23 protein-coding genes are annotated in these 22,808 nt (G+C 66.6%); 5 read left to right on the top strand and 18 right to left on the bottom strand.

The genetic code is table 11. The annotated features are described in order from the left end of the window. Nucleotides 1-414 precede the first annotated feature (414 nt). Nucleotides 415-1,029, top strand: a complete 615-nt coding sequence (locus PL79_RS12755) for a c-type cytochrome (RefSeq protein WP_052664811.1) — start codon at nt 415-417, stop codon at nt 1,027-1,029. 457 nt (nt 1,030-1,486) lie between these two features. Here the strand turns inward: PL79_RS12755 and PL79_RS12750 are convergent, their stop codons facing one another. The 8 genes from PL79_RS12750 to PL79_RS12715 all read right to left on the bottom strand — a co-directional run bounded on the left by PL79_RS12750 (nt 1,487) and on the right by PL79_RS12715 (nt 7,945). Further along, the gene (locus PL79_RS12750) at nt 1,487-2,431 is read right to left on the bottom strand and encodes a dTDP-4-dehydrorhamnose reductase family protein (RefSeq protein WP_044847689.1); all 945 of its coding nucleotides are present in this window, start codon (nt 2,429-2,431) and stop codon (nt 1,487-1,489) included. A 160-nt stretch (nt 2,432-2,591) separates the two neighbouring features. Next, nucleotides 2,592-3,005, bottom strand: coding sequence for a DoxX family protein (locus tag PL79_RS12745; protein WP_044847690.1), 414 nt, complete (start codon nt 3,003-3,005; stop codon nt 2,592-2,594). 451 nt (nt 3,006-3,456) lie between these two features. After that, nucleotides 3,457-4,305, bottom strand: coding sequence for an SDR family oxidoreductase (locus tag PL79_RS12740; RefSeq protein WP_044847691.1), 849 nt, complete (start codon nt 4,303-4,305; stop codon nt 3,457-3,459). A gap of 41 nt (nt 4,306-4,346) precedes the next feature. Continuing rightward, nucleotides 4,347-5,180: an oxidoreductase gene (locus tag PL79_RS12735; protein WP_044847692.1), complete on the bottom strand. Its 834-nt coding sequence runs from the start codon at nt 5,178-5,180 to the stop codon at nt 4,347-4,349. 112 nt (nt 5,181-5,292) lie between these two features. Then, nucleotides 5,293-5,910, bottom strand: coding sequence for an START domain-containing protein (locus PL79_RS12730; protein ID WP_044847693.1), 618 nt, complete (start codon nt 5,908-5,910; stop codon nt 5,293-5,295). A gap of 108 nt (nt 5,911-6,018) precedes the next feature. Continuing rightward, a complete protein-coding gene (locus tag PL79_RS12725; RefSeq protein ID WP_135801044.1) occupies nt 6,019-6,207 on the bottom strand; it encodes a hypothetical protein in 189 nt (62 codons plus the stop codon). A 41-nt stretch (nt 6,208-6,248) separates the two neighbouring features. After that, entirely contained in the window at nt 6,249-6,923 is a 675-nt protein-coding gene (locus PL79_RS12720) for an NAD(P)H-binding protein (RefSeq protein WP_044847695.1), read from the bottom strand. 11 nt (nt 6,924-6,934) lie between these two features. Further along, nucleotides 6,935-7,945 (bottom strand): AraC family transcriptional regulator, encoded by a 1,011-nt coding sequence (locus PL79_RS12715; protein WP_044847696.1) that lies wholly within the window; start codon nt 7,943-7,945, stop codon nt 6,935-6,937. Between the two features lie 343 nt (nt 7,946-8,288). On the opposite strand from PL79_RS12715, the gene PL79_RS12710 reads away from it, so the two are divergent. After that, nucleotides 8,289-9,557 carry an alginate lyase family protein gene (locus PL79_RS12710; RefSeq protein ID WP_207671170.1) on the top strand — a complete coding sequence of 423 codons (1,269 nt, stop codon included), beginning with the start codon at nt 8,289-8,291 and terminating at the stop codon, nt 9,555-9,557. Nucleotides 9,558-9,782: 225 nt separating this feature from the next. On the opposite strand, the gene PL79_RS12705 is transcribed toward PL79_RS12710, so the two are convergent. From PL79_RS12705 to PL79_RS12695, 3 genes are all read right to left on the bottom strand, one after another. Then, nucleotides 9,783-10,766, bottom strand: a complete 984-nt coding sequence (locus PL79_RS12705; protein ID WP_044847697.1) for a lysozyme inhibitor LprI family protein — start codon at nt 10,764-10,766, stop codon at nt 9,783-9,785. A gap of 310 nt (nt 10,767-11,076) precedes the next feature. Further along, a complete protein-coding gene (locus tag PL79_RS12700) occupies nt 11,077-12,198 on the bottom strand; it encodes a Fic family protein (RefSeq protein ID WP_193759839.1) in 1,122 nt (373 codons plus the stop codon). 103 nt (nt 12,199-12,301) lie between these two features. Further along, nucleotides 12,302-13,219 carry a LysR family transcriptional regulator gene (locus tag PL79_RS12695; protein WP_044847698.1) on the bottom strand — a complete coding sequence of 306 codons (918 nt, stop codon included), beginning with the start codon at nt 13,217-13,219 and terminating at the stop codon, nt 12,302-12,304. 126 nt (nt 13,220-13,345) lie between these two features. Between PL79_RS12695 and PL79_RS12690 the strand changes: the two genes are divergently transcribed. Together PL79_RS12690 and wrbA are read left to right on the top strand one after the other, a co-directional pair. Continuing rightward, nucleotides 13,346-14,071 (top strand): pirin family protein, encoded by a 726-nt coding sequence (locus tag PL79_RS12690; protein ID WP_044847699.1) that lies wholly within the window; start codon nt 13,346-13,348, stop codon nt 14,069-14,071. Between the two features lie 61 nt (nt 14,072-14,132). Next, on the top strand, nt 14,133-14,735 hold the full coding sequence (gene wrbA / locus PL79_RS12685; RefSeq protein WP_044847700.1) for an NAD(P)H:quinone oxidoreductase: 603 nt from the start codon (nt 14,133-14,135) through the stop codon (nt 14,733-14,735). Nucleotides 14,736-14,901: 166 nt separating this feature from the next. On the opposite strand, the gene PL79_RS12680 is transcribed toward wrbA, so the two are convergent. The 6 genes from PL79_RS12680 to PL79_RS12655 all read right to left on the bottom strand — a co-directional run bounded on the left by PL79_RS12680 (nt 14,902) and on the right by PL79_RS12655 (nt 19,182). Then, nucleotides 14,902-15,237 (bottom strand): hypothetical protein, encoded by a 336-nt coding sequence (locus PL79_RS12680; RefSeq protein WP_044847701.1) that lies wholly within the window; start codon nt 15,235-15,237, stop codon nt 14,902-14,904. A 244-nt stretch (nt 15,238-15,481) separates the two neighbouring features. Then, complete coding sequence (locus PL79_RS12675; protein ID WP_044847702.1) at nt 15,482-16,216, bottom strand: LrgB family protein; 735 nt, start codon at nt 16,214-16,216, stop codon at nt 15,482-15,484. Then, nucleotides 16,213-16,584, bottom strand: a complete 372-nt coding sequence (locus tag PL79_RS12670) for a CidA/LrgA family protein (protein WP_044847703.1) — start codon at nt 16,582-16,584, stop codon at nt 16,213-16,215. Before PL79_RS12670 ends, PL79_RS12675 begins: the two co-directional genes overlap by 4 nt. Before the next feature lie 275 nt (nt 16,585-16,859). Further along, nucleotides 16,860-17,894 carry an alpha/beta hydrolase gene (locus tag PL79_RS12665; RefSeq protein ID WP_044847704.1) on the bottom strand — a complete coding sequence of 345 codons (1,035 nt, stop codon included), beginning with the start codon at nt 17,892-17,894 and terminating at the stop codon, nt 16,860-16,862. Nucleotides 17,895-17,961: 67 nt separating this feature from the next. Further along, a complete protein-coding gene (locus tag PL79_RS12660; RefSeq protein WP_011880657.1) occupies nt 17,962-18,387 on the bottom strand; it encodes an organic hydroperoxide resistance protein in 426 nt (141 codons plus the stop codon). 228 nt (nt 18,388-18,615) lie between these two features. Further along, nucleotides 18,616-19,182, bottom strand: coding sequence for a TetR/AcrR family transcriptional regulator (locus tag PL79_RS12655; RefSeq protein ID WP_044847705.1), 567 nt, complete (start codon nt 19,180-19,182; stop codon nt 18,616-18,618). Nucleotides 19,183-19,391: 209 nt separating this feature from the next. Between PL79_RS12655 and PL79_RS12650 the strand changes: the two genes are divergently transcribed. Further along, nucleotides 19,392-21,245 (top strand): ABC transporter ATP-binding protein, encoded by a 1,854-nt coding sequence (locus PL79_RS12650; protein ID WP_044847706.1) that lies wholly within the window; start codon nt 19,392-19,394, stop codon nt 21,243-21,245. A 44-nt stretch (nt 21,246-21,289) separates the two neighbouring features. On the opposite strand, the gene PL79_RS12645 is transcribed toward PL79_RS12650, so the two are convergent. Further along, nucleotides 21,290-22,780 carry an aldehyde dehydrogenase gene (locus PL79_RS12645; protein ID WP_044847707.1) on the bottom strand — a complete coding sequence of 497 codons (1,491 nt, stop codon included), beginning with the start codon at nt 22,778-22,780 and terminating at the stop codon, nt 21,290-21,292. Nucleotides 22,781-22,808: the final 28 nt, after the last annotated feature.

The raw sequence follows: 22,808 nt of genomic DNA, 5'->3' as shown, positions 1-22,808 counted from the left end.
TGCGGCTCGACATCAAAGTGTGCCGACGCGACGGCTTTGAGGGAGATCAAAGAGTGTGCCGGCCCGGCAACGCGCGAAGTCGGCATGCGTCGGCCGATTCGAACAGGCGCCCTGCCGACCGAATCGCTCGTGCTTGTCATCGATCCGGCACCTGGTTTTCGAGGTCCGGATGCGCTCTGCCGTCAGCGCGATCGTGCAAAGATGGGCCACAGCGATGGACCAGCGAGACACCCACGGCGAGCGTCGAAATACACTCGTATTTGACTTCAATCAAGATGCCCGTCTCCGGCGCTCTCACACTGTATTCAGTATCGCTACGCAAGTATGAGCCCGCCAGGGAAGACATCGATACCAACGCAAGCGACCGATACCGGCTGTTTGGCTGTACCGCGGTTCGACTGGAAGCAAAGAAAGATGAACAAGATATTTTTCTTGCCAATGTCACTGCTACCGATCGTCATCGCGATCGGCAGCGTCCCGTCGCATGCACGCGCCGAGGACGGGGAGCAACTGGCTCGGCAGGTCTGTGCCACTTGCCACGGTGCACGGGGACACAGCGAATCACCCATGTTCCCGCGCCTAAGCGCTCAGACACCGGAATATCTCACTGTGCAGCTCAAGGGCTTCCGCGAGCACACGCGGGGCGAGACGCATGCGCGCGAGTATATGTGGGGCATTGCGTCGCGGCTCGACGATACGACGATTGCATCGCTTGCCGCCTATTACTCGCATCAGGAACCGGTGCATGGCAAGGCAGGCAACGCCGCGCTGATGGCAAGGGGGAAGGATATTTTCGAGCATGGCGTACCGCACCGGGGGACCCCGGCATGCGCGTCGTGCCATGGCCCGCAGGGCCAGGGTGCCGGCGCGTTCCCGCGGCTTGCCGGACAACACGTGAACTATCTGCTTCGGCAGATCGAGTTCTTCAAGAACGAGACACGTGCCAATTCCCCCGTCATGACAGCCGTTGCTCATACGCTGGATGCCGACGACGCCAATGCGGTCGCCACATGGCTCGAATCGCAGTAGGGTCGTCAGCGCGAAATCCTCCGCACGTCGCCGGCACTGCTGAATCGATCCACGATTGCGTCCGCAACCCACAGTTGCGGATGCAACCACGATGACAGGTGACACGATCGATCCCGATTCAGCCGGGCTCGTCCCGAGCCACGGCGCATGGAACGTGTCGAGATCGATATGGATGACGTAACGTTTCGCTTCGTCCGGCAACGCGGCCAGAAAGCAGTCGGCCGGGAACGGGCACGCACGAGGTCGCGCGCGCGATCGCATCCGATACGAAGACACGCGACGATCGGCTCTCGCTTGCTCGCGTGATTTTTCGAATGCGCCAGGGTATCGGCGAACCGGACGGGCCGCCTCGCGGCCCGGACGCTTCCCGCCAAACGGGAATGTTGCGCAGTGTAACGTCCAGCCGCGCCCCGGCGCCGACCGCTGCCACACGTTGCGGCATTGCGGCGCGCCGCGCTTACGGCAGCGGCAGCGCGTCACGCAACACGGCTTGCAGCCCCGTCGCGAACGGCGTCGCATGATCGATCCCGAGTGCACGCACGCGCGATGCATCCAGATGGCAGTCGTACGGACGCGGCGTCGCATCGGCCGGCGTGTCGATCCGCGCGAGCGCGGCGTCGATGCCGAGCGCGGCCGCGATCCGTTGCGCGATGTCGTACTTCGTCATCGGTTCCTCACCCGACCAATGACGGATACCTGTGACCGGCGAGCCCGCGAGCTGGCGCAGCGTCAGGTCGCGGATCACGTCCGCCACGTCCGGCGTGTAGGTCGGATAGCGGATCGCCCACGCGTCCATGCCGACCGCATCCGCGCCCGCTCGCGCGGACGCGACGATCGCCGGCACGAGGCTCGTGACGGCCGACTCGCGCCAGTCGACGATCGGGCCGTAGAGCAACGGCAGGCGCAGCACGCAGGCAAGCGGCGACGCGGCGAGCAACGCGGCCTCGCCTTCCAGCTTGGTGCGGCCGTAGATGTTCAGCGGGTTCGGCACGGCATCCTCGCGGTACGGTGCGGCCTTGCCGTCGAACACGTAGTCGGTGGAGATGCCGAGCGTCCACGCGCCGTAGCGCGCGGCGAGCGCGCCGATGCGGGCCGGCGCGTCGACGTTGATCGCGCGCGCGGCCGCGGGGTCGCGTTCGCAGACGTCCGGGCGGCGCTCGGCCGCGCAGATGATCACGGCGGCCGGGCGGCGCGTGTCGAACAGACGTTCGAGTGCCGGCTGATCGAGCACGTCGAGTCGGACGATGTTGTCCGGCGGCAATGCGAGGCGCCGTGCGCCCGCGGTGTCCGGATTCCGGATGGTTGCGACGAGCGTCAGCGACGCTTCGCGGGACAACGATGCGGCAACCGCACGGCCGAGGAGGCCGGACGCGCCGATGAGAAGGATGGTCGGGTGCGACACGGTAGCCAACGATGAAAGCGGACGAGGGGCCCCAATCTATACGAGAACCGGCAACCGATGTCGATTTCGCGCGCACCTCGACGACGCGCGGATGATGAAACACGGGCCCGGTGCGCTTCCACGCACCGGGCCCGTCGTGCAGCACGAATTCTCGCGCCGCTTACTTCCGGTCGAACGAATACCGCCCCGGCCCGCTCACCGCGAGCAACAGCAGCCCGCCGATGATGCTGATGTTCTTGTAGAAGTTGATCATCGCGAGGTACTGGTCCATGCCCTGCAGCGCCCAGTAGCGATGCCCGATCAACGCGGTCGCGAGCGTATAGACCGCGAACACCAGCGCGAGCGGACGCGTATAGAACCCGACCGCGATCAGCGCACCGCCGACCAGCTCGACCGCCACCGCGATCACCGCCGACAGCTCCGGCGACGGCGCACCCGTCGACGCCATGTACGCGACCGTGCCCGAGAAGCCGTTCAGCTTCTGCCAGCCGAACAGCACGAACAGGATCATCAGCAGCACGCGAGCCGCCAGCAGCAGCTCGTCCTTCTTCGACTCCAGCGAAACGTAACGCATAGCAATCACCTTGATTTGACGGTTTGACGCATTCGGTGCCGACGTCCGCCGCAACGGCGAACCCACGGATCGACAACGAACCCGCCTCGCACGATCGAACCGCGGGCCGGCCGGCCCGCTGCCGAAGAATCCGTCCGGTCGCGCCGTCGTGGCGCGCTGCGGAGCGGTTCTGGCGAAGCACGGGTGCAGTCTACTGTCTCACCGGAAATCATCAATCCGTCACAACAAGATTGGCTGTCTCAATTTAGTGGACAATTGTCACGTAACAAACGCGTCATAGGCGGCCGGCGGGGCATCGCACACGAAAGGGCTATCGCGGCTTTCCCTTCCATGCAAAGGCAGCTGGCGATCGGCGGTGGGCCGGCCAGCGCAGCTTCGAGGCCCCCTCGGCCCGCGAATACGCCGAACGGCACCCGCCGGACATGCCGATGGCATCGGCCACGGCACGACCTCAGGTGACGATGGCCTGGCGGATCGAGACGCCCTGGGCCGCATTCGATACGGCCTCCCATTGCTCCCACTCGGCCAGTCGCGCCGCATAGGCCGCGCGCACGACGGGCATGCCCTCGGTGCCCAGGAACAGACGCAACGGCGGCTGGTCCGTATCGACCACCTGCAGCACGGCCTGCGCCGTGGCCTGCGGTTCGCCGAATTCCATGGCCGCACCCCGCGCGAACGCTTGCTGACGCAGCGCGGCGTAGGCCTCCAGCCCCTCGGAGATCTTCAGGGACGCGGGACTCGCGAAGTCGGTCGCGTACGCACCGGGCTCGATCAGCGTCACTTTGATGCCGAAGTTGGCGACTTCCTGCGCCAGGCTGTCGTGCAGGGCTTCCAGCGCCCACTTGGAGGCGTTGTAGAAGCCGGAAATGGGACCGGCCACGATGCCCGCTACGCTGGAGACGCCCAGGATATGCCCGCTGCCCTGGCTCCGCAGGACAGGCAGCGCCGCCTGGATGACGCGCAGCGCGCCAAAGAAATTCGTCTCGAATTCGGCTTTCACGTCGTCGACCGTGGCTTCTTCGATGGCGCCGACCAACGCGTAGCCGGCGTTGTTCAGCACCACGTCGAGTCGCCCGAAATGCTGGTGCGCCTGCGTGACTGCGTCCGCAACCTGCTGCGCATCGGTCACGTCCAGGGCCAGGGGAAGTACGCGGTCGCCATGGCGCTCCGCAAGCACGTCCAGTGAGCCGGCGTTGCGGGCCGTTGCAGCCACCCTGTCGCCGCGCGCCAGCGCGGCTTCTGCCCAGATGCGCCCGAATCCGCGCGCAGCGCCCGTGATGAACCAGACTTTCGATGTCATATCGCATACCTCCATGTTGGGGAAAAAAGCCGTACGGTCTGTCAGCGCGTCTGACTGAGGATGATGCGGTCGAACATGCGGTCGCCCAGCCAGACGCGCATGCGGATCAGCATCTTGGCGAACTTGCCGGCCGCATAGCGCGTGCGCGGCTTGCGACTGGAGACGGCCTTGGAGACCACATCCGCGATCACGCGCGGATCGCTACCGGTGCCGTGTCCGTAGGTGTTCTTGATCGACTTGGCCACCATCTGCACCAGCCGGCCATACGGGCCGCTGGCCGAGCGCTTGACGATGCTGTCGGTGGCGGCATCACCGAAGCCCGTCTCGATCACGCCGGGTTCGACGATCACGACCTTGATGCCAAACTCGGCCACTTCCAGGCGCAGGCAGTCCGACCAGCCTTCCAGTGCGTGTTTGGTCGCGTGGTACCAGGCCCCCAGGATGCTGTACATCTTGCCGCCCATCGAGGTGATGTTGACGATGTATCCCGAGCGCCTGGCCCGCATGGCCGGCAGCAGGAGTTGCGTGAGCCGCGCGGCGCCGAACAGGTTGACCTCGAACTGGTAGCGCGCCTCGTCGATGCCGATTTCCTCGACCGGCCCATACAGGCCGAAACCCGCGTTGTTGACCAGCACGTCCACCCCGCCCGTCCGGGACAGGATGAACTTGACGCCATCGACGATCTCGTCGTCCCTGGAGAGGTCCATGCGCAGCGGCTCGGCGCCGAGTCGCGCCAGGTCGTCCATCTTGTCGACACTGCGTGCAGCGACATAGACCTGATAGCCGTCCTTGATCAGACGCTGCGCAATGGCCTTGCCCATGCCTGACGATGCGCCGGTGACCAGGGCCGTTTTTCTCTTTCCTGTGGTGGACATGTCGCACCTCGTTTTGTTGAATTGCCGCTAGCTTTTCAGGAAAAGCAGGCCGCTTGCCTCGCGTCATGTGCCAAACGGCTTGCGATCCGCGCCGCCGCACGGGGCGCGATGTTCATCGGCCGGCCTCCTGCACACGGCTGCGCAGTGCCTTGAGCGTCCCGTACGGCGTGTCCACCACTGTCCGGTTGGCCAGCCAGTCGGGAATGGCGCCGCCGGGGGATGCATGCATCTGATAGGTGACTTTCACACCCTCCGCGTCGGGCACCAGCTTCCACTGACCTTTGGCCTGCGGAATCCGCACCTTGCCCTCGCGCAACGGCAGGTAGTCGGGGACCGCCTCCACGCGCACGGTGACCGCGCCGTCGCCGGCCTTCGTGTAGGTGAAGTGGTAGATGCCGTCGCGGTTGGAAACCGGCCAGGGCGCCTTGTTGTCGAGGTAATGGAACTGCTCGGTGTCGGTGGCCTTGAGCAGTTCGGAAGCGGCCACGTCGGGCATCCATTGACGGTAGGCATCGGCGTCACGCAGCACCTTGACGACGTCATCGGGGGTAGCCCGGATCTGCACCTCGCCGCGAAATTCGCGCAGCGGCGATCCGTCGACGTTGCGCACGTAGACCCTGATGCCATCGGCCTGCCTGGCGAGCGACCAGCCGTCCTGCGCGAAGGTCGTCTGGCTGGCCAGCAGCCCAATCAGCAGGGCGGCGGAAAGAAGATTGCGTCGGGCGATCATCGCGAAACCTCATGGAGTGAAGATGCCTTCACCATAGAGGGCCACGCTGCGCAGCGAACTCGCCACGCGCGCCAGAGGGATGGCGATCGGCGCCAGCCTGAACGTGGCTCAGCGCAATTTCGTTCGCGCCTGTGCAACCTGGGCTGCAAGGCCGTGGCGTTGCAAGACCGACCGGATGGCAGGCAATTGCGCGACGACAGCCTCGTAGCCCAGGCGCCGTGCCGTTTCCCGGCCCTCGGCATCGCCCACGCCCGCGGGCGCGATCGGCGGAGCGATCAGCACGTCGATCGCCAGCATCAAAGGCAGGCCTGCGCGCAGCCGACGCGTTCCCATCTCGCTCAATTCTGCGCGGCGCCGAGCCGGGCCAGCTCGGCAGAAGGCAGGACCACCACGCCCCGGGACGTGGGAACGGTTCGTACCAGCGCCTGGGCAACGGCCTCGGCGTGTACGGGCTTGTAGGCGCCGGGCAGGATCGGCGCGAGCAGTCTGGCGACGGGGATCGCGATGATCTCGCCGTACCGCGTGGCCTGGCCCAGGCCGTCCCGGTAGTCCAGCAGCAGCGAAGGTTGCGCGATGACCAGCGCCGTGAAGGGCATGGCCCTGAGCGCATCTTCCAGTTCGCCCTTGACGCGGGTATAGAACATGGACGACCGGGCATTCGCCCCTGCTGCGCTGACCAGCCCCACGCGCCGCGCGCCCGCCGCAAATGCGGCCTGCGCCACGGCCAGGTTGGCATCGAAGTCCACCGCTCGGAAGGCCGCCTTGCTGCCCGCCACCTTGATCGTGGTGCCCATGGACAGGTACACCTCGTCGACCTGCGCCAGCGTGGGCAAGCGGCCGAAATCCACCTGGTGGACCTGGAGCCTGGGGTCGTGCACAGCCAGCGGGCGGCGGCTCAGCGCATGGACCTCCGAGACAGTCCGGTCGGCCAGCAGGGCCTTCAGCATCAGGCCGCCCACGAGTCCGGTGGCACCTGCCAGCAGCACTTTGCGTTGTTTCTCTTGCAGGGTCATGAGTGTCGTTCTCAGTTCAGGCGCATGGCATTGCGCGCGGTATCCGGCGTCTGCCCGGTCCATTCCAGGAAGGCGCGGTAAAAGGAGTTGGGATCTTCGAAACCGAGCAGGAAGGCGATTTCGCCGGCAGTCATCGTCGTGCTCCCGAGGTAGTGGCGGGCAAGACTTTCCCGGGTGGTGTTCACCAGCGAGCGGAAATTCTCCCCTTCGTCTTCGAGGCGGCGCTGTAGCGTGCGCTTGCTCAGCCCCAGGCGCTCGGCGGCTTTCTCGATGGTGGCCGTGTTGCCGGGCAGCAGCTCCAGCAGCACCGCACGCACGCGCTCGGCCATCGTGGCTGTGGCGTCCAGTTCGCTGAGCCGACGGCGCAGTTCGGGCTCGAACACGCGCCACATGCCTTCGTTCACGGTCAGGAACGGGCGCAGGGCATCGGCGGCGCCAAAGGTAATGGCCGGACGCTCGCCACGTTGAACGGGCACGCCGAAGAAGCGCTGGTAGCGCGGCGCACAGCTGGCGGGCGGAAGCTGTGGCAGGGCCACCCGCAATGCCTGCACGGGCTCGCGTGTGGCCAGGCGAGCCAGCCGCAGGAAGAACGCGACCTCGGCCACCTGCAGCGAACAGGGCAACTCGGTCTGCACCGACAACCAGCGCGGCGACACCGTCAGCGATCCGGCCTCATCCACGTCGACCTCGAGCCTCATGGGCGCCACAAGTTGCTTGTATTTGGCCAGGCGCTGCACCGCCTGCATCAGGTTGGCACTGCACAGGGCGGCGAACAGCGGCGGATCGAATACCTCGGCCGAGACCATCTCGACGAGGCGCAACGGAAACATGGGGTCGTTCGCTTCCAGCTCCAGCGCGCGCCAGAAGCGGAAGTACTCGTCCGTGTCGAGCCCGCGATCTGCGCGATGAAACAGGTCTTCAGGCAGACGCGCCCTGCGCAGCACGTGGTCGGGCTGCACGCCGAAGTCCTTCAGCAGCGTGCGCCATGCGATATCCAGAGAGAAAGTGAGGTTACGTGCCATGGGTGTGCACCAAAAGTCGATGATGGCCGGACCTGGTCCGGTGTGCGGTAACAGCTTAGCTGTTGAACCGCGATCGGATACATGCAATGCGCGCCAAATCGATCGCAAGATGTGACATTCGAGGGGGGCGGCAGTTGCACAAGAGATAGCGGGCGGGCGCAAGGCATGCGAAGAATCCAAACGATTCTTTACGGCATGCTTACTGTCAACCGTCGCGTCGCGATGACCGTTCATACTCGGCAAGGCGGCTTTCTCCCGGCGGCCCGTTCATCGTGCGACGGTCCCGGTTCGAATCCATGCCGATTCTTTTTCGGCAAGACCGCGCGACCATTATCGGAGCCATATGGCATTTCGTCCGTCCTTGCGAACAGCAGCCACCATTCCCGTTCTTTGCGTGGTGATGCTGGGCGCGTGCGCCGCCGTGGCGCAGCACCCCACCGACGCGACCGTTTCATCTCGGTCGCCCACCGGCACGCAACTGAAGACCGTGCCCGGCGCCCGGATGGCCGGCGCGCCTTTTGTGCACCCCGGCCTGCTGCATACGGAGAGCGATTTCGCGCGCATGCGCGAGAACGTCGCCGCGCGGCGGCAGCCCTGGTTCGACGGCTGGCAACGCCTGGTTGCCAATCGGCATGCTTCGCTCGACTGGAAGCCGAATCCGCAGCCGGCCATCTATCGCGGCCGAAACCCCGACCACCCGGAAAATTACGCGACGCTCTTCAATGATGCCGCCGCGGCCTACGCGCTTGCACTTCGGTGGAAGATCACCGGCGACGACGCCTACGCGCAACACGCGATAGGAGTCCTGAACGCGTGGTCGCGCACGCTGACGACGATCGGCGGCAGTTCCGACAAGTTCCTGGCTTCCGGTATTTACGGCTACCAGTTGGCGAACGCGGGCGAAATCCTGCGCACCTCTCCCCTGTGGCGCGCCGACGACTTCCGGCGCTTCCAGTCGATGATGCTCGGCGTGTTCTATCCGATGAACCACGACTTCCTGGTTCGGCACAACGGCGCAAGGATCGACCACTACTGGGCCAACTGGGATCTCGCCAACATGGCGTCCATGCTGGCGATCGGGATCCTGACCGATCGCCACGACATCTACGCCGAAGCGGTCGACTATTTCAGGCATGGCGCCGGCAACGGCTCGATCGAACACGTGGTGTGGAAGTTGTATCCGGACGGGCTGGGTCAGCTGCAGGAAAGCGGGCGCGACCAGGGGCATGCCATGCTCGATATTGCGCTGCTCGGGGCGTTCTGCCAGATGGCCTGGAGCCAGGGAGACGATCTTTACGGATATGACGACAACCGGTTCCTGCGCGCAGCGGAATACGCCGCTCGATACAACCTCGGGAGGGACGTGCCTTACACGCAATACACGAACAGCGACGTCACGCAGCCCGTCATCTCGCCGAATTCGCGCGGCAACGAGCGCCCTGTATGGGCACTCGTCTATAACCACTACGTCGTGCTGAAAGGGCTCTCCGCGCCGGACGTCGAGGCCTTTGCCCGCAAGGTCGCGCCGGAAGGCGGCGGTGGCGACTATGGTCCCAACAGCGGCGGCTTCGATCAACTGGGATATGGCACGCTGACGTATACGCTCGAATGACGGGCAGCTGTCAGCGATCAGCGAATCGTGGACGCACGGTTCGCCGCCGAATTTGCCCCACCCCGAGACAGCGAGGTAGATCGCTTCCGGTGCGGACATCTTGCCAGATGCCGCTCGCATCACGGCCGAGCTTGAAGACAGTCGCCAGGATGGCCGGCCGTCGATCGCGAAGAGCGTTGGCCCAAGACCAGGGCCTCGTCACGCCCGGCGCATCCGCCCGCCGGATCACATCAAATCGATCGGCAGCGTCTTGTCGAGATTGTCGTGCCAGGCGCGAATGGTCTTCGGCACGGTCTTTTTCCACGCCGGCACGTTCGAGTAGTAGCGCATGCGCACCTTGTCATGGGCATCGAACACGAGCAGCCCGATCCACAATTCTGTGTCCCGGCGCATCACGATCGCGGCGTTCGTCGTCGCGATGCCGCGCACCCAGTACGACTTCACGTCGGCGTTCAGGCCGTCAAGATCCTGCTCGTCCGCGCTGGTGTTGATCGTATCGACGAGCGTCTGATAGTCGGCGCCGAGCAGCGTGTGCGCGATCGCGTTCTGGTGCGCGTCGGCCAGCACCTTCAGCGTCACGAGGTCAGCCGCCTGGCTCGCCTGCGCCTTCGACGCCGTCACGTACTCGCCGGAATACACGACGCCCGCACCGGCGCCGCAATCGGCATCGCCGCCCTGCTGCGCGACCTGGACGCGGCCGCCCTTGCGGCTGAAATCGAGCCGGCATCGATCGTGGCGAAACGTGCCGCGCTCGCCGTGCAGGTCGATATCGCCGCCGAGTCCGCCGGTATTCGCGCCATTGTTGCCGCTCAGTTCGAAGTGCAGACGCGGTGCCGTGCCGGTGAACGTCAGCACGCCGCCGAGCGACGGGTTGTCGCTGTCGCGATACCACGTCTGTTGCCAGCGGTCGGCCGCAAGCGGCGCGCCGTTCAGGCTCGCGAGCCGCTCGCGATAGCGATCGCCGAGGCACGATGCATCGTTGCCGCAACGATCGCGCTGCTTGAGCCATTTCAACTGCGCCGCCTTCAGCGCGGCGGTATCGCCGCCTTTCGCGAGCGTCTTCTTCCACGCCGCCGCCAGCTGGCCGTCGAGCGACGACAGCCCGGCGTCCGCGCAGATCGTCTTCTCGGTCGGCGAAGCGGCTTTCGCGCAGTCGAAGCCGGCCGCATGCGCGGCCATCGGCGCGATCGTCAGTATTGCCAACATCATGGCGGCTCGCGGGCTCACGCTCCACGCATGCCGGCCGCGAAGCGCGGCTTGCCCTCGCTCGCCGGCGCGAGCATTCGATCGGTTCTGGGTTGTCATGGCCTGGATCGTCGCTGGTTCGCGGGCCTGTAGAAACGCCATGCCCGCAACGTTCGAGGTAAAAATGCCCGGCGCGGCATGCGGCACTCGCCCCGCCCGCCGAAGCGTAACCCGAACCGGGCGCGCCATCCACACCGATCACGCGCACGATGCCTCGGCCTTGCCTGTTTGCGCCGTGATGGCGACGCGTGAACGCCGGCAGCGCGAGCAGGCGTCAGCCGTCGAATGGCACCAGTTCGTAACTCGTGCTCCGGCCACCGGACGACGAGCGATGCAGCACACCGCGCGCGACGAGTTGCTCGATATCGCGAAGCGCCGTGTCTTGCGAGCACTTCGCGAGGGCGGCCCACTTGCTGGTCGTCAGCTTCCCTTCGAAACCATCGAGCAGGCGATTCATCACCTTGACCTGACGTTCGTTCATCGCGAGGCCCGCACATCGCTGCCAGAAGCGCGCCTTGATCAGGACCGCATCGAGCGTCGTGTGCGCGTGATCGACGGCCCGACCCAGCGCATCCAGAAACCACGCGAGCCATGCCGTGACGTCCAGCGAACCGCGCTGCGTGCGCTCCAGCACGTCGTAATACGCATTGCGCTCGCGCTGGATTTGCGCCGACAGGCTATAGAAGCGCTGCGGGCTCCGATCAGCGCGCGCCAGAACCAGATCCCCAAGCGCGCGTGCGATACGGCCGTTGCCGTCGTCGAACGGGTGGAGCGTGACGAACCACAGGTGGGCCAGGCCGGCCCGGATCAGCAAGGGCTCGACCGGCGTCGCATTGAACCACCGCAGGAAGCGCTCGATCTCGTTCGGCAGGCGCGCGGCAGGCGGCGCTTCGAAATACACGCGTTGCCGGCCGATCGGCCCGGACGCCACCTGCATCGGCCCGCTCGCATCCGTACGCCACGCGCCGACGGTGATCCGCGACATCCCGGAATAGCCGGTCGGAAAAAGCGCCGCATGCCACCCGCGCAGCCGGGCTTCGGTCACCACCTCCGCCGAACGGGCCGTCGCGTCCAGCACCATGTCGACCACGCCCTCGACATGGCGATCAACCGGCGCCAGCGCCCCAATATCGACGCCGAGCCGGCGCGCAATCGATGATCGGACCGATGCGACGTTCAGGTTGTCGCCCTCGATGGCGCTGGTCTTGACGACATCCTCCGTCAATGCGGCCAGGCTGGCCTCATCGCGCAGTGCGAGGCCGACATCCGCCAGTCTCCCGGCCAGCGCACCTTGCGCACGGCTGACATCGACCAGTGACGTCGCGAGTGCCGGGAGGTCGAAGCGCCAGGCGGGCCAGTCGGACGACTGCCAGATGAAGGTGTAATCTCCGCTCATGATGCGGAGATTATCCCACCGATTCACCGCATGACTCAACAATCTCCGCAAATCCTGCGGAGATTACGCTTCGATTCACCGCACGCGCCGCACGCCCGCGCCTCTACCGCCGCCGGTCCGCGCCGCCGTTCGCCGCCGGCACGGCCTTCCCCAGCCGCTCGGCCAGAAACCCGATGAACGTCCGCAGCGTGACGAATCCTTCCCGGTGCTGCGGAAACACCGCGTTCAGCGTGATCGGCGGCGGCGCGTACGCGTCGAGCACCGGCACGAGCGCGCCGCTGTCGAGCGCCGCGCCGACGATGAAATGCGGCAGCAGCGCGATGCCGAGCCCCGCGATCGCCGCGTCGCGCACGACTTCGCCGTTGTTCGCGACGAGCGGCCCCTGCACGTCGAAGGTGCGCGCCACCCCGTCGACCCGGAATTCCCAGCCGACGCGCCGCTCGCGCCCGTACATCAGGCACGTATGGCCGGCGAGGTCGGCCGGCGTCGCGGGCGCGCCGTGCCGCTTCAGGTAAGCCGGGCTCGCGCACGCGATCATCTGCCACGCGCCGAGCGCTCGCGCGATCAGCGTCGAATCCTCGAGCGTGCCGATCCGCAGCACGAGATCGAAGCCCTCGCCGATCAGGTCGACCCGCCGGTCGGTCAGGTCGACGTTCAGCCGCACGGCCGGATGCGCGGACAGGAATTCCGCGATCAGCGGCGACACGTGCGTGATCCCGAACGACAGCGGCGCGCTGATCTTCAGCGAGCCGTGCAGCTCGGTGCTGCGCACCGACATCGCCTGCTCGGCGTCGGCGACCTCGGCGAGGATCCGCTGCGCGCGCGCATAGAACTCCTGCCCCGATTCCGTGACCGCGAGATTGCGCGTGTTGCGATGCAGCAGACGCACGCCGAGCGACGCCTCGAGCGCCATCGTGCGCCGGCTCACGAACTGCTTGGACAGCATCAGCTGGTCGGCCGCCGCCGTGAAGCTGCCTGCATCGACGGTCGCGACGAAGATCCTCAGGTCGTTGAGTTCCATATTGTCCACTCCATAGCGACAGTCATTATCTCCACGGCCATTTATTTGTCAAATAGATTGACCTAAGATTCATCTCAACGAACGGCCGGGCCCACTTCCGAGGTCCGGCGACATCCAGGAAAAATCATGATCGAGACTCGTGCAGCAAACCAACGTGGCCGTGCCGAGCATGGCTGGCTCAGCTCCCGTCACACGTTTTCTTTCGCGAACTACTACGATCCTAAGCAAGTCGGCTTCTCCGACCTGCTGGTGATCAACGACGACCGCGTCGCGCCGGGCCGCGGCTTCGGCACGCACCCGCACCGCGACATGGAAATCCTGTCGTACGTGCTCGACGGTGCGCTGGAGCACAAGGATTCGATGGGCACCGGGTCGGTGATCGTGCCGGGCGACGTCCAGTTGATGAGCGCGGGTACCGGCGTGCGTCACAGCGAGTTCAACCACTCGCACGAGACGCCCGTCCACTTCCTGCAGATCTGGGTCGGACCGTCCGAGAAGGGTGCCGAGCCGCGCTATCAGCAGACGAACATCGCGGAAGCCGACAAGCGCGGCAAGCTCACGCCGATCGTGTCGCCCGACGGCAACGGCGGTTCGCTGAAGATCCGCCAGGACACGCGGATCTACGCGGGCCTGTTCGACGGCGACGAGCGCGCCACGCTCGAACTGGCACCGGGCCGCTTCGCCTACGTGCATGTCGCACGCGGCAGCGTGACGGTCAACGGCGTGACGCTCGGCGAAGGCGACGGCGCGCGCATCCGCGACGAACAGGCGCTGACGTTCGCCGACGGCAAGGATGCCGAAGTGCTGGTATTCGACCTGCGTCCGGTCGAAGTGACGGCCGAGTGGGCATGACGCCTGCTTGGAACCTCGGGCCCCGCTGAAGGCGGGGCCTTCTTAATCGGAGATTCGCAACATGGCCAAGGTACTCGTTCTTTACTACTCGTCCTACGGGCACGTCGAAACGATGGCGCAGCACGTCGCGGAAGGCGCGCAATCGGTGCCCGGCGTCGAGGTCACGCTCAAGCGCGTGCCGGAAACCATTCCCGCCGACCAGGCGAAGGCGATCGGCGTCAAGGTCGACCAGGCCGCCCCCGTCGCCACCGTGGACGAACTCGCGGGCTACGACGCGATCATCTTCGGCACGCCGACCCGCTTCGGCAACATGGCCGGCCAGATGCGCACGTTCCTCGACCAGACCGGCGGCCTGTGGATGAAGGGCGCGCTCGTCGGCAAGATCGGCAGCGTGTTCGCGTCGACCGGCACGCAGCACGGCGGCCAGGAAACCACCATCACGTCGTTCCACACGACGCTGCTGCACCACGGGATGGTGATCGTCGGCGTGCCCTATGCGTGCAGCGGGCTCGTCAACATGAACGAGATCACGGGCGGCACGCCGTACGGCGCGACCACGCTCGCGGGCGCGGACGGCAGCCGTCAGCCGAGCGCGAACGAACTCGACATCGCCCGCTACCAGGGCAAGCACGTCGCGGAACTCGCCGCGAAGCTCGCGTCGTAACGCGAACGAATGCCGCGCGTGCCGGGAAGCCCCGGGGCCGCGGCGCGTGGCGCTTGCGCGGCACACACACGAGCGAACGGCGCCGGTCGAACCCGGCGCCGTTTTTCATTGAACCAACGTCGGCCCTTGCCGGCCGCCTGCGGCCGTTTGCAGCCGTTTGCGGCCGTTACTGGCCCGATGCAGGCGCGGCCGGCGCCGGCGCCGCCTTCGTCGCGGGCGCCTTCTCCACCGCGTTCTGCGGATAGTTGCTCTGGTCGTTGGTGAGCCGGTAGCCGGTGCCCGTGCCGATCGCCTTCAGGTCCTTCGCGTGACGCGCGCGCGCTGCCTTGCGGGCAGCTTTCTTCTGCGCCTTGTCGAGTTGCTTCTGCGTCGGTGCGGATGCCGGATTCTCAATGGGCGCGGACGCCGGATCCTGCGCATATGCCGCCGGCGCCGCGGTCAACAGCAGACCGAACGACGCCGTTACTGCCACTGCCACCGAAACCACGCGAGACTTCGTCATGACCGGTTCTCCTTGTCGATTGTTGGATGTGGGTCGAACGCCGGCCCGCACGCGACGGACGTCGGCGTGCCGCCACGGCGCCGATGCAACGTTAGCCGATCGCTGCACAAATGTCCGTGCCGGTTCCTGAATTCTCCCGATAACGGCCACGATACATCCGCGGCAGGCGCCCGGCGGGCCGGCGCGGGGGGCTCGGCCATCAGGGAAACCGATAGCATCGCGCGCCGCCGCTGCCCTGCGCCGCTCAGATCCAGCGCGACAGCACCGGCAGCAGGATCGGCACGACGAATGCGGTCAGCACGCCGTTCAGCCCCATCCCGAGGCCCGCGAACGCGCCGGTCTCCTCGCTGACCTGGAACGCGCGCGCGGTGCCGATCCCGTGCGACGCGACGCCGAGCGCGAAACCGCGCACGGCCGGCTCCTCGATGCGCAGCGCGTTCAGGATCGCGCGAGCGCACACGGCGCCGAAGATGCCGGTCGAGATCACCAGCACGGCGGTCAGCGACGGAATCCCGCCGATTTCCTGCGCGACGGCCATCGCGATCGGCGTGGTCGCGGATTTCGGTGCGAGCGACGCGATCGTCTGGTGCGACGCGCCGAACAGCGCGGCGATGCCGACCGCCGACACGATCGCCGTCAGCGAGCCCGCCAGCAGCCCGACGAGCAGCGGCACCGCGGCGCGCCGCAGCTTCGACCACTGGCGGTACAGCGGCAGCGCCAGCGCGACGGTCGCCGGGCCGAGCAGGAAGTGGACGAACTGCGCGCCCTCGAAATACGTCGGATACGGCGTGTGCGTGATCGTCAGCAGCACGACGATCAGCGCGACCGCGATCAGCACCGGGTTCGCGAGCGGGTTGAAGCGCGTCCGTGCATAGATGGCCTGCGCAATCAGGTACGCGATCAGCGTGATCGTCAGGCCGAGCAGCGGGGTCGCGGCGAGGTAGACCCAGATCGCGCCGAGTTTCGGGAAGGCCGTCATTGCGTGCCCTCCGCCGCGCCGTCCGCGCGCCGCTGGCGCCGCAGCAACGCGCGCGTGACGAGCGCCGTCACGGCGATCGCGAGCGACGTGCTCACCGCCAGCGCGACGACGACCGCCAGCGCATCGCCGCGCACGCGGTCGGCCGACACCATGATGCCGACGCCGGCCGGCACGAACAGCAGCGACAGATGGCGCAGCAGCTCGAGCGCGGTCGGCTCGATCGCGTCGGCCACCCGCGGGCGCAGCATCACGAAACCGAACAGCAGCAGCATGCCGATCACGGGGCCCGGCACCGGCAGGCCGAACAGGTAGGACACCCCTTCCCCGAGACACTGGAAGGTCAGCAAGACCGCGAACGCCTGCAGCATGAAGCGCTTCTCCCGAACGTGGCCGCGTGACCGTGCAGCCGATGGGCCGGCGGCATGCGACGCCGGCGTGGACGATACGCGCGATCGTACCAACAATGCGCGCGGCGGGCACCGCGGGCCAACACGCGATCGGGATCGGCATCGGGCCGCTTCGATCCGGCCGCCGGGGTCGCGTTTCGACGGCCCTGCAGCCCCGCTCCCCATGCGAAAGCGGCGGACCCGAGCCCGCCGCTTCGCCGTTCGCATTCGAACCCGTTCGAATGCCGCCCGCAGCCCTACTTCAGGCGCGTCGCGATTTCGTTGGCCATCGCCTTCATCGCCGCCTTGGTCGGCGCATCCTCGGCCAGCGCGTTCAGCAAACCGAAGTCGTGAATCGTGCCGTCGTAGCGCGTCGTCGTCGCATCGACGCCGGCTGCGTCGAGCTTGCGGCCGTACGCTTCGCCTTCGTCGCGCAGCACGTCGAACTGCGCGACCTGGATCAGCGCGGGCGGCAATCCCTTCAACTGCGCGGTGCTCGCACGCAGCGGCGATGCGTAGATCTCGTTGCGTTGCGCTTCGTTCTTCGTATAGGCGTCCCAGAACCACTTCATCATCGGCCGGGTCAGGAAGTGCCCCTGCTGATACGCGTTGTACGAACCGGTATTGAAGTCGTGGTCCGTCACGGGCCACAACAGGCCCTGGAAGCGGATCGCCGGGCCGTCCTTGTCCTTCGCCATCAGCGCCACGACGGCCGCCATGTTCCCGCCGACGCTGTTGCCGACCACCGCGAGGCGGCTGCCGTCGACGCCGATTTCCGCGCCATGCGCGGCGACCCACTTCGTCGCCGCATACGCCTGGTTGATCGCGACCGGGTAATGCGCTTCCGGCGACGGCGTGTAGTTCACGAACACCGCGACGGCGCCCGATTGCACCACCAGATCGCGCACCAGGCGTTCATGCGTCGGGAAGTCGCCGAGAATCCAGCCGCCTCCATGGAAGAACATGAACACCGGCGGCGTGCCCGCCACTCCTTGCGGACGCACGATCGTGATCGGCACCGACAGGCCGTCCTGCTCGATCGTGCGGTTCGATACGTCGATGCCGGACAGGTCGACCTTCGCGCCGCGCTGGGCATCGACCAGCACCTGACGCGCCTTCGCGGGGCTCAGCGTTTCGAGGCCCGGCCCCTTCTGGCCGTTCAGCACGGCGAGCAACCCGCTGGTCGCCGTATCGGGACGGACGCCGTCGCTGCCGGCGGCAAAGGCGGCGGGGGCGGTGAACAACGCGGCCGCAACGGCAGCGGCGATCAGCAGCGGCTTGACGATCTTCATGATGAGACTCCTTGGCTCAACCGGTGAATGCAATGAATGACGACGGATTACTTCGTAGTACGTGCGATCAGACGAGCGTCAGCGTGACGTCGATGTTGCCGCGCGTCGCGTTCGAGTACGGGCAGACGATGTGCGCGCGGTCGATCAGCGTTTGCGCGGTTTCACGGTCGAGGCCCGGCAGCGAGATCTTCAGTTCGACTTCGATGCCGAAGCCGTTCGGGATCGCGCCGATGCCGACGCTGCCTTCGATCGCGGCGTCCGCGGGGATCGCGATCTTGTCGCGGGCCGCGACGAACTTCATCGCACCGATGAAGCACGCGCTGTAGCCGGCCGCGAAAAGTTGTTCAGGGTTCGCGCCGGCGCCGCCCGCACCGCCGAGTTCGCGCGGCGTGGTCAGCTTCAGGTCGAGACCGCTTTCGGGCACCGTGGCACGGCCGTCACGGCCGCCGGTGGCTTTTGCATGAGCGCGGTACAGCACTTTTTCGATCGACATGACAGACTCCTTTTCAATGATGATGAGTGAGTGAAACAGCCTTCCAACCCGGGATCGCGCGCGACGGCCTGGCCGTCGGCATCGCGTTTGTTTATCTACTCATAGATAGACACATATCCCCAAAAAATGCGGATGATCGAATCCATCCGCCCGATTATCTATCTACTACGAGATAGATAACTAACCCCAACAAAAGGCGGCGAACCGCCTGACTGCCTGCCCCGTCCGTCAGGACCGGGTTTTCCAGACGGCCTCGACATCCTCGAGACGCGCCCGCGTATGAAACAGCCGACTGGCCAGCACGCTGCCCTGGAACGCCGCGTACAACGTGCGCGCCGCCGTTTCCGGCGTGCCGCTGAACTGCAGCGTGCGCTCCTTCGCGCCCTGCGCCAGCAACTCGGCGAGCCAGTTCTCGTTGGCCTTGAAAAAGGCCTGAACCGCCTGCCGCACGCCCTCCGGCAACGATTCGATGTCCGCCGCGAGCATGCCGCACAGACAGATCTGATTGCCGTCGCCGAGCGTTCTGCCGAACAGCTTCGTGTAGAGGCTCAGCTTGACGTCGGCCGGCAATGCCGGATCGATCGCACGCATCGCCGCAAGTACTTCGTCGCTGTACGCCGCCACCGCTTCCAGAACGAGATCGTCTTTCGACGGGAAGTAGTAGTGGATGCTCGACGTCTTCACGCCAACCAGATCGGACAGGTCTCGATAGCTGAAGCCGTTGTAACCGCGCAGCATCATCAGCGTGATCGCGTGGTCGAGAATCTGTTCGCGGACGGTCGTCTTCGTTTCCATGGATCGAACTTTATCTACTCGTAGATAGATAGTCAAGGCTTTTTTGTGGGGCGCGATGAAAGGCCCGGCGGGTCCCGGGTGCCGGCTCGCGTGGCGCCGTGCCGCCGCGATTGCTTACAACCGTCCTGCGGCGCGGACGAATCGATGCGACACTCGCAGCCGGGCGCCGCCGTAACTCGACTCGCCTGATCGTACAAGGAGAAGGTGCAATGTTTTCGTGGTTTGAACGGCGCTTGCCGACATTCCCGCTCGAGGATCCCGTCACGCCGCCGAAGGGGTTCTTTTCGTTCGTCTGGGCGTGCACGACAGGCGCGCGCGGCTGGATCCTGCTGATCGCGCTGACGTCGGCCGCGCTCGCCGCCTACGAGGCCGCGCTCTTCGCGATGATGGGACGTGTCGTCGACTGGCTGTCCGCGTCGACGCCGGCCGACTTCGGCGGCCGCCATTTCGGCACGCTCGCCGGCTTCGCGGCGATCCTCGCGGGCAGCGCGCTGCTGATCTCGCTGCATACGATGGTCAAGCACCAGGTGCTCGCGATCAACTTCCCGATGCGGCTGCGCTGGCTGTTTCACCGGCTGATGCTCGACCAGAGCCTGTCGTTCTACGCGAACGAGTTCGCCGGGCGCGTGACGACCAAGATCATGCAGACCGCGCTCGCGGTGCGCGATGCGCTGTTCATGTCGGTCGACGTCGTGATTGGCGTCGCCGCGTACCTGATCGGCATTCTCGCGCTCGCGGCCAGCTTCGACTGGCGGCTGATGATTCCGCTCGTGCTGTGGGCGCTCGGCTATGGCGCCGCCTGTGCGTTCTTCGTGCCGCGCCTCGGGCGCGTCGGCAGCCAGCAGGCGGATGCACGTGCGCTGATGACGGGCCGCATCACCGACGCCTATTCGAACATCACGACCGTGAAGCTGTTCTCGCACACGCGCCGGGAAGCCGATCACGCGCGGCGCGCGATGGAGGCGTTCAAGGCGACCGGCGATGCGCAGATGCGGCTCGTCAGCGCGTTCGAGATCGTCAACCATCTGCTGTCGACGCTGCTGCTGGTCGGCTCGAGCGGTCTCGCGCTCTACCTGTGGCTGCACGGCGAGGCGAGCGCGGGCGTGGTCGCGGCCGTGATCGCGATGGCGTTGCGGCTGTCGAGCTATTCGCACTGGATCATGTGGGAGATGACCGAGCTGTTCGAGAACGTCGGCACGATCCAGGACGGCATCAACACGCTGACGAAGGTGCGCAGCGTGGTCGACGCGCCCGACGCGAAGGCGCTCGCCGTGCAGCTCGGCGGCATCGTGTTCGACAACGTGCGCTTCGCGCACGAGGACAACGACACGCCGGTGTTCGACGGCCTGAACCTGACGATCCGGCCGGGCGAGCGGATCGGCCTGATCGGCCGATCGGGCGCCGGCAAGTCGACGCTCGTGAACCTGCTGCTGCGCTTCTACGACGTGGATGGCGGCGCGATCCGGATCGACGGGCAGGACATCGCGCACGTGACGCAGGACAGCCTGCGCGCGGCGATCGGGATGGTCACGCAGGATACCTCGCTGCTGCACCGGACGATGCGCGAGAACCTCCTGTACGGCCGCCCCGACGCGACCGAGCGCGAGATGCACGACGCGGCCGTGCGCGCGGAAGCGTCCGACTTCATCGGCCGGCTGCGCGACCGGCACGGGCGCAGCGGCTACGACGTCGAGGTCGGCGAGCGCGGCGTGAAGCTGTCGGGCGGCCAGCGGCAGCGCGTCGCGATCGCGCGCGTGATACTCAAGGACGCGCCGATCCTCGTGCTCGACGAAGCGACCAGCGCGCTCGACTCCGAGGTCGAGGTCGCGATCCAGCGCAGCCTCGACGGCCTGATGAGCGGCAAGACGGTGATCGCGATCGCGCACCGGCTGTCGACGATCGCCGCGATGGACCGGCTGATCGTGCTCGACGAAGGACGCATCGTCGAGGAAGGCACGCATCTGCAGCTGCTGCAGGCTGGCGGCATCTATGCGGCGCTGTGGGCACACCAGAGCGGCGGGTTCCTCGGCGAGACGGCGGAAGCGGAAGGGGCGGCGCAGTAACGCGTGCGCGGCAGGCAGGCAAACGCCCGCCTGCCGCGCCTGCGTCACAACCGCACAATCGTCGATTTCAGCTCGGTGTATTTGTCGAGCGCGTGCAGCGACTTGTCGCGACCGTTACCCGACTGCTTGTAACCGCCGAACGGGAAGTTCATGTCGTCGCTGCCGTCGCCGTAGCAGTTGACCCAGACGGTGCCGGCGCGCAGGCGCCGCGCAACCGTGTGCGCCGTCGTGTAGTCCGCCGACCACACGGCCGCCGCGAGCCCGTATTCGGTGTCGTTGGCGATGCGTATGGCCGTCTCGACATCGTCGAACGCAATCACCGACAGCACCGGCCCGAAGATTTCCTCGCGCGCGATCGTCGCATGCGCGTCGACGTCGAACACGGTCGGCTCGACATAAAACCCGCCCGTCTCCTCTCGCACGCGCGCACCGCCCGTCACCAGGCGCCCCTCCTCGCGTCCGATGCCGATATAGCGCATCACGCGTTCGAGCTGCACGCGATCGACGATCGCACCCATCGCCACCGCGGGATCGAGCGGATGCCCGGGCGCGAAGCGCCGCGACGCGGCGACCACCTTGTCGACGAACGCATCCTTGATGTCGCGATGCACGAGCAAGCGCGAACCCGCCGTGCACACTTCCCCCATGTTGAAGAAGATCGCATCGGCGGCCGCCTGCGCGGCGCGATCGAGATCGGGGCAATCGGGCAGCACGATGTTCGGCGACTTGCCGCCCAGTTCGAGCCACACGCGCTTCAGGTTCGACTGCGCGGCACACGCCATGATCTGCTGCCCGGTGCGCGCCGAACCGGTGAACGCGATGCAGTCGACGTCGCGATGCAGCGCCAGCAGGCGACCCGGCTCGGCGCCGCCGGGCACGACACTGAAGACGCCGGGCGGGATGCCGGCCTCGTAGGCGAGCTGCGCGACGCGGATCGCGGTCAGCGGCGATTTCTCGGACGGCTTGAGCACCACGCTGTTGCCGGCCGCGAGCGCCGGCGCGAATTTCCACGCGGCCATCAGGAGCGGGAAATTCCACGGCACGACCGCCGCGACGACGCCGATCGGCTCGCGCGTGACGAGTCCGACGAGATGACGATCGGCGGGAACGACCTCGCCACCAACCTTGTCGATGGCCTCGGCATACCAGTCGACGCAGTGCGCGGCAGCCGGCACGTCGATGGCCGTGGTGTCGGCGATCGGCTTGCCGGTGTCGAGTGTCTCGAGCAGCGCGAGTTCGTCGCGATGCTCGCGCATCAGCATCGCCCAGCGCTGCAGCACGGCCTTGCGGGCACGCGGATTCATGCCGGCCCACGCCTGCGCGTCGAACGCGCGGCGGGCGGCCGCCACGGCCGCATCGACGTCGTCGACGCCGCAGTCGGCCACGTGCGCGAGCACGCGGCCGTCGATCGGGCTCACGCACGCGAAGGTTGCCCCGCTGTGCGCGTGGCGCGTGTCGCCGTCGATGAACGCGCGCCCTTCGATCGTCAGCACGGCAGCGCGGGCCTGCCAGTCTTCGAATGTGAATGGATTCATGGGTGTCCCCTTCCCGTCAGCGGTTGGC

The organism is Burkholderia sp. USMB20 (assembly GCF_000949135.2).
Lineage (GTDB): Bacteria > Pseudomonadota > Gammaproteobacteria > Burkholderiales > Burkholderiaceae > Burkholderia.
This window is presented reverse-complemented; position numbering and strand designations above follow the sequence as displayed.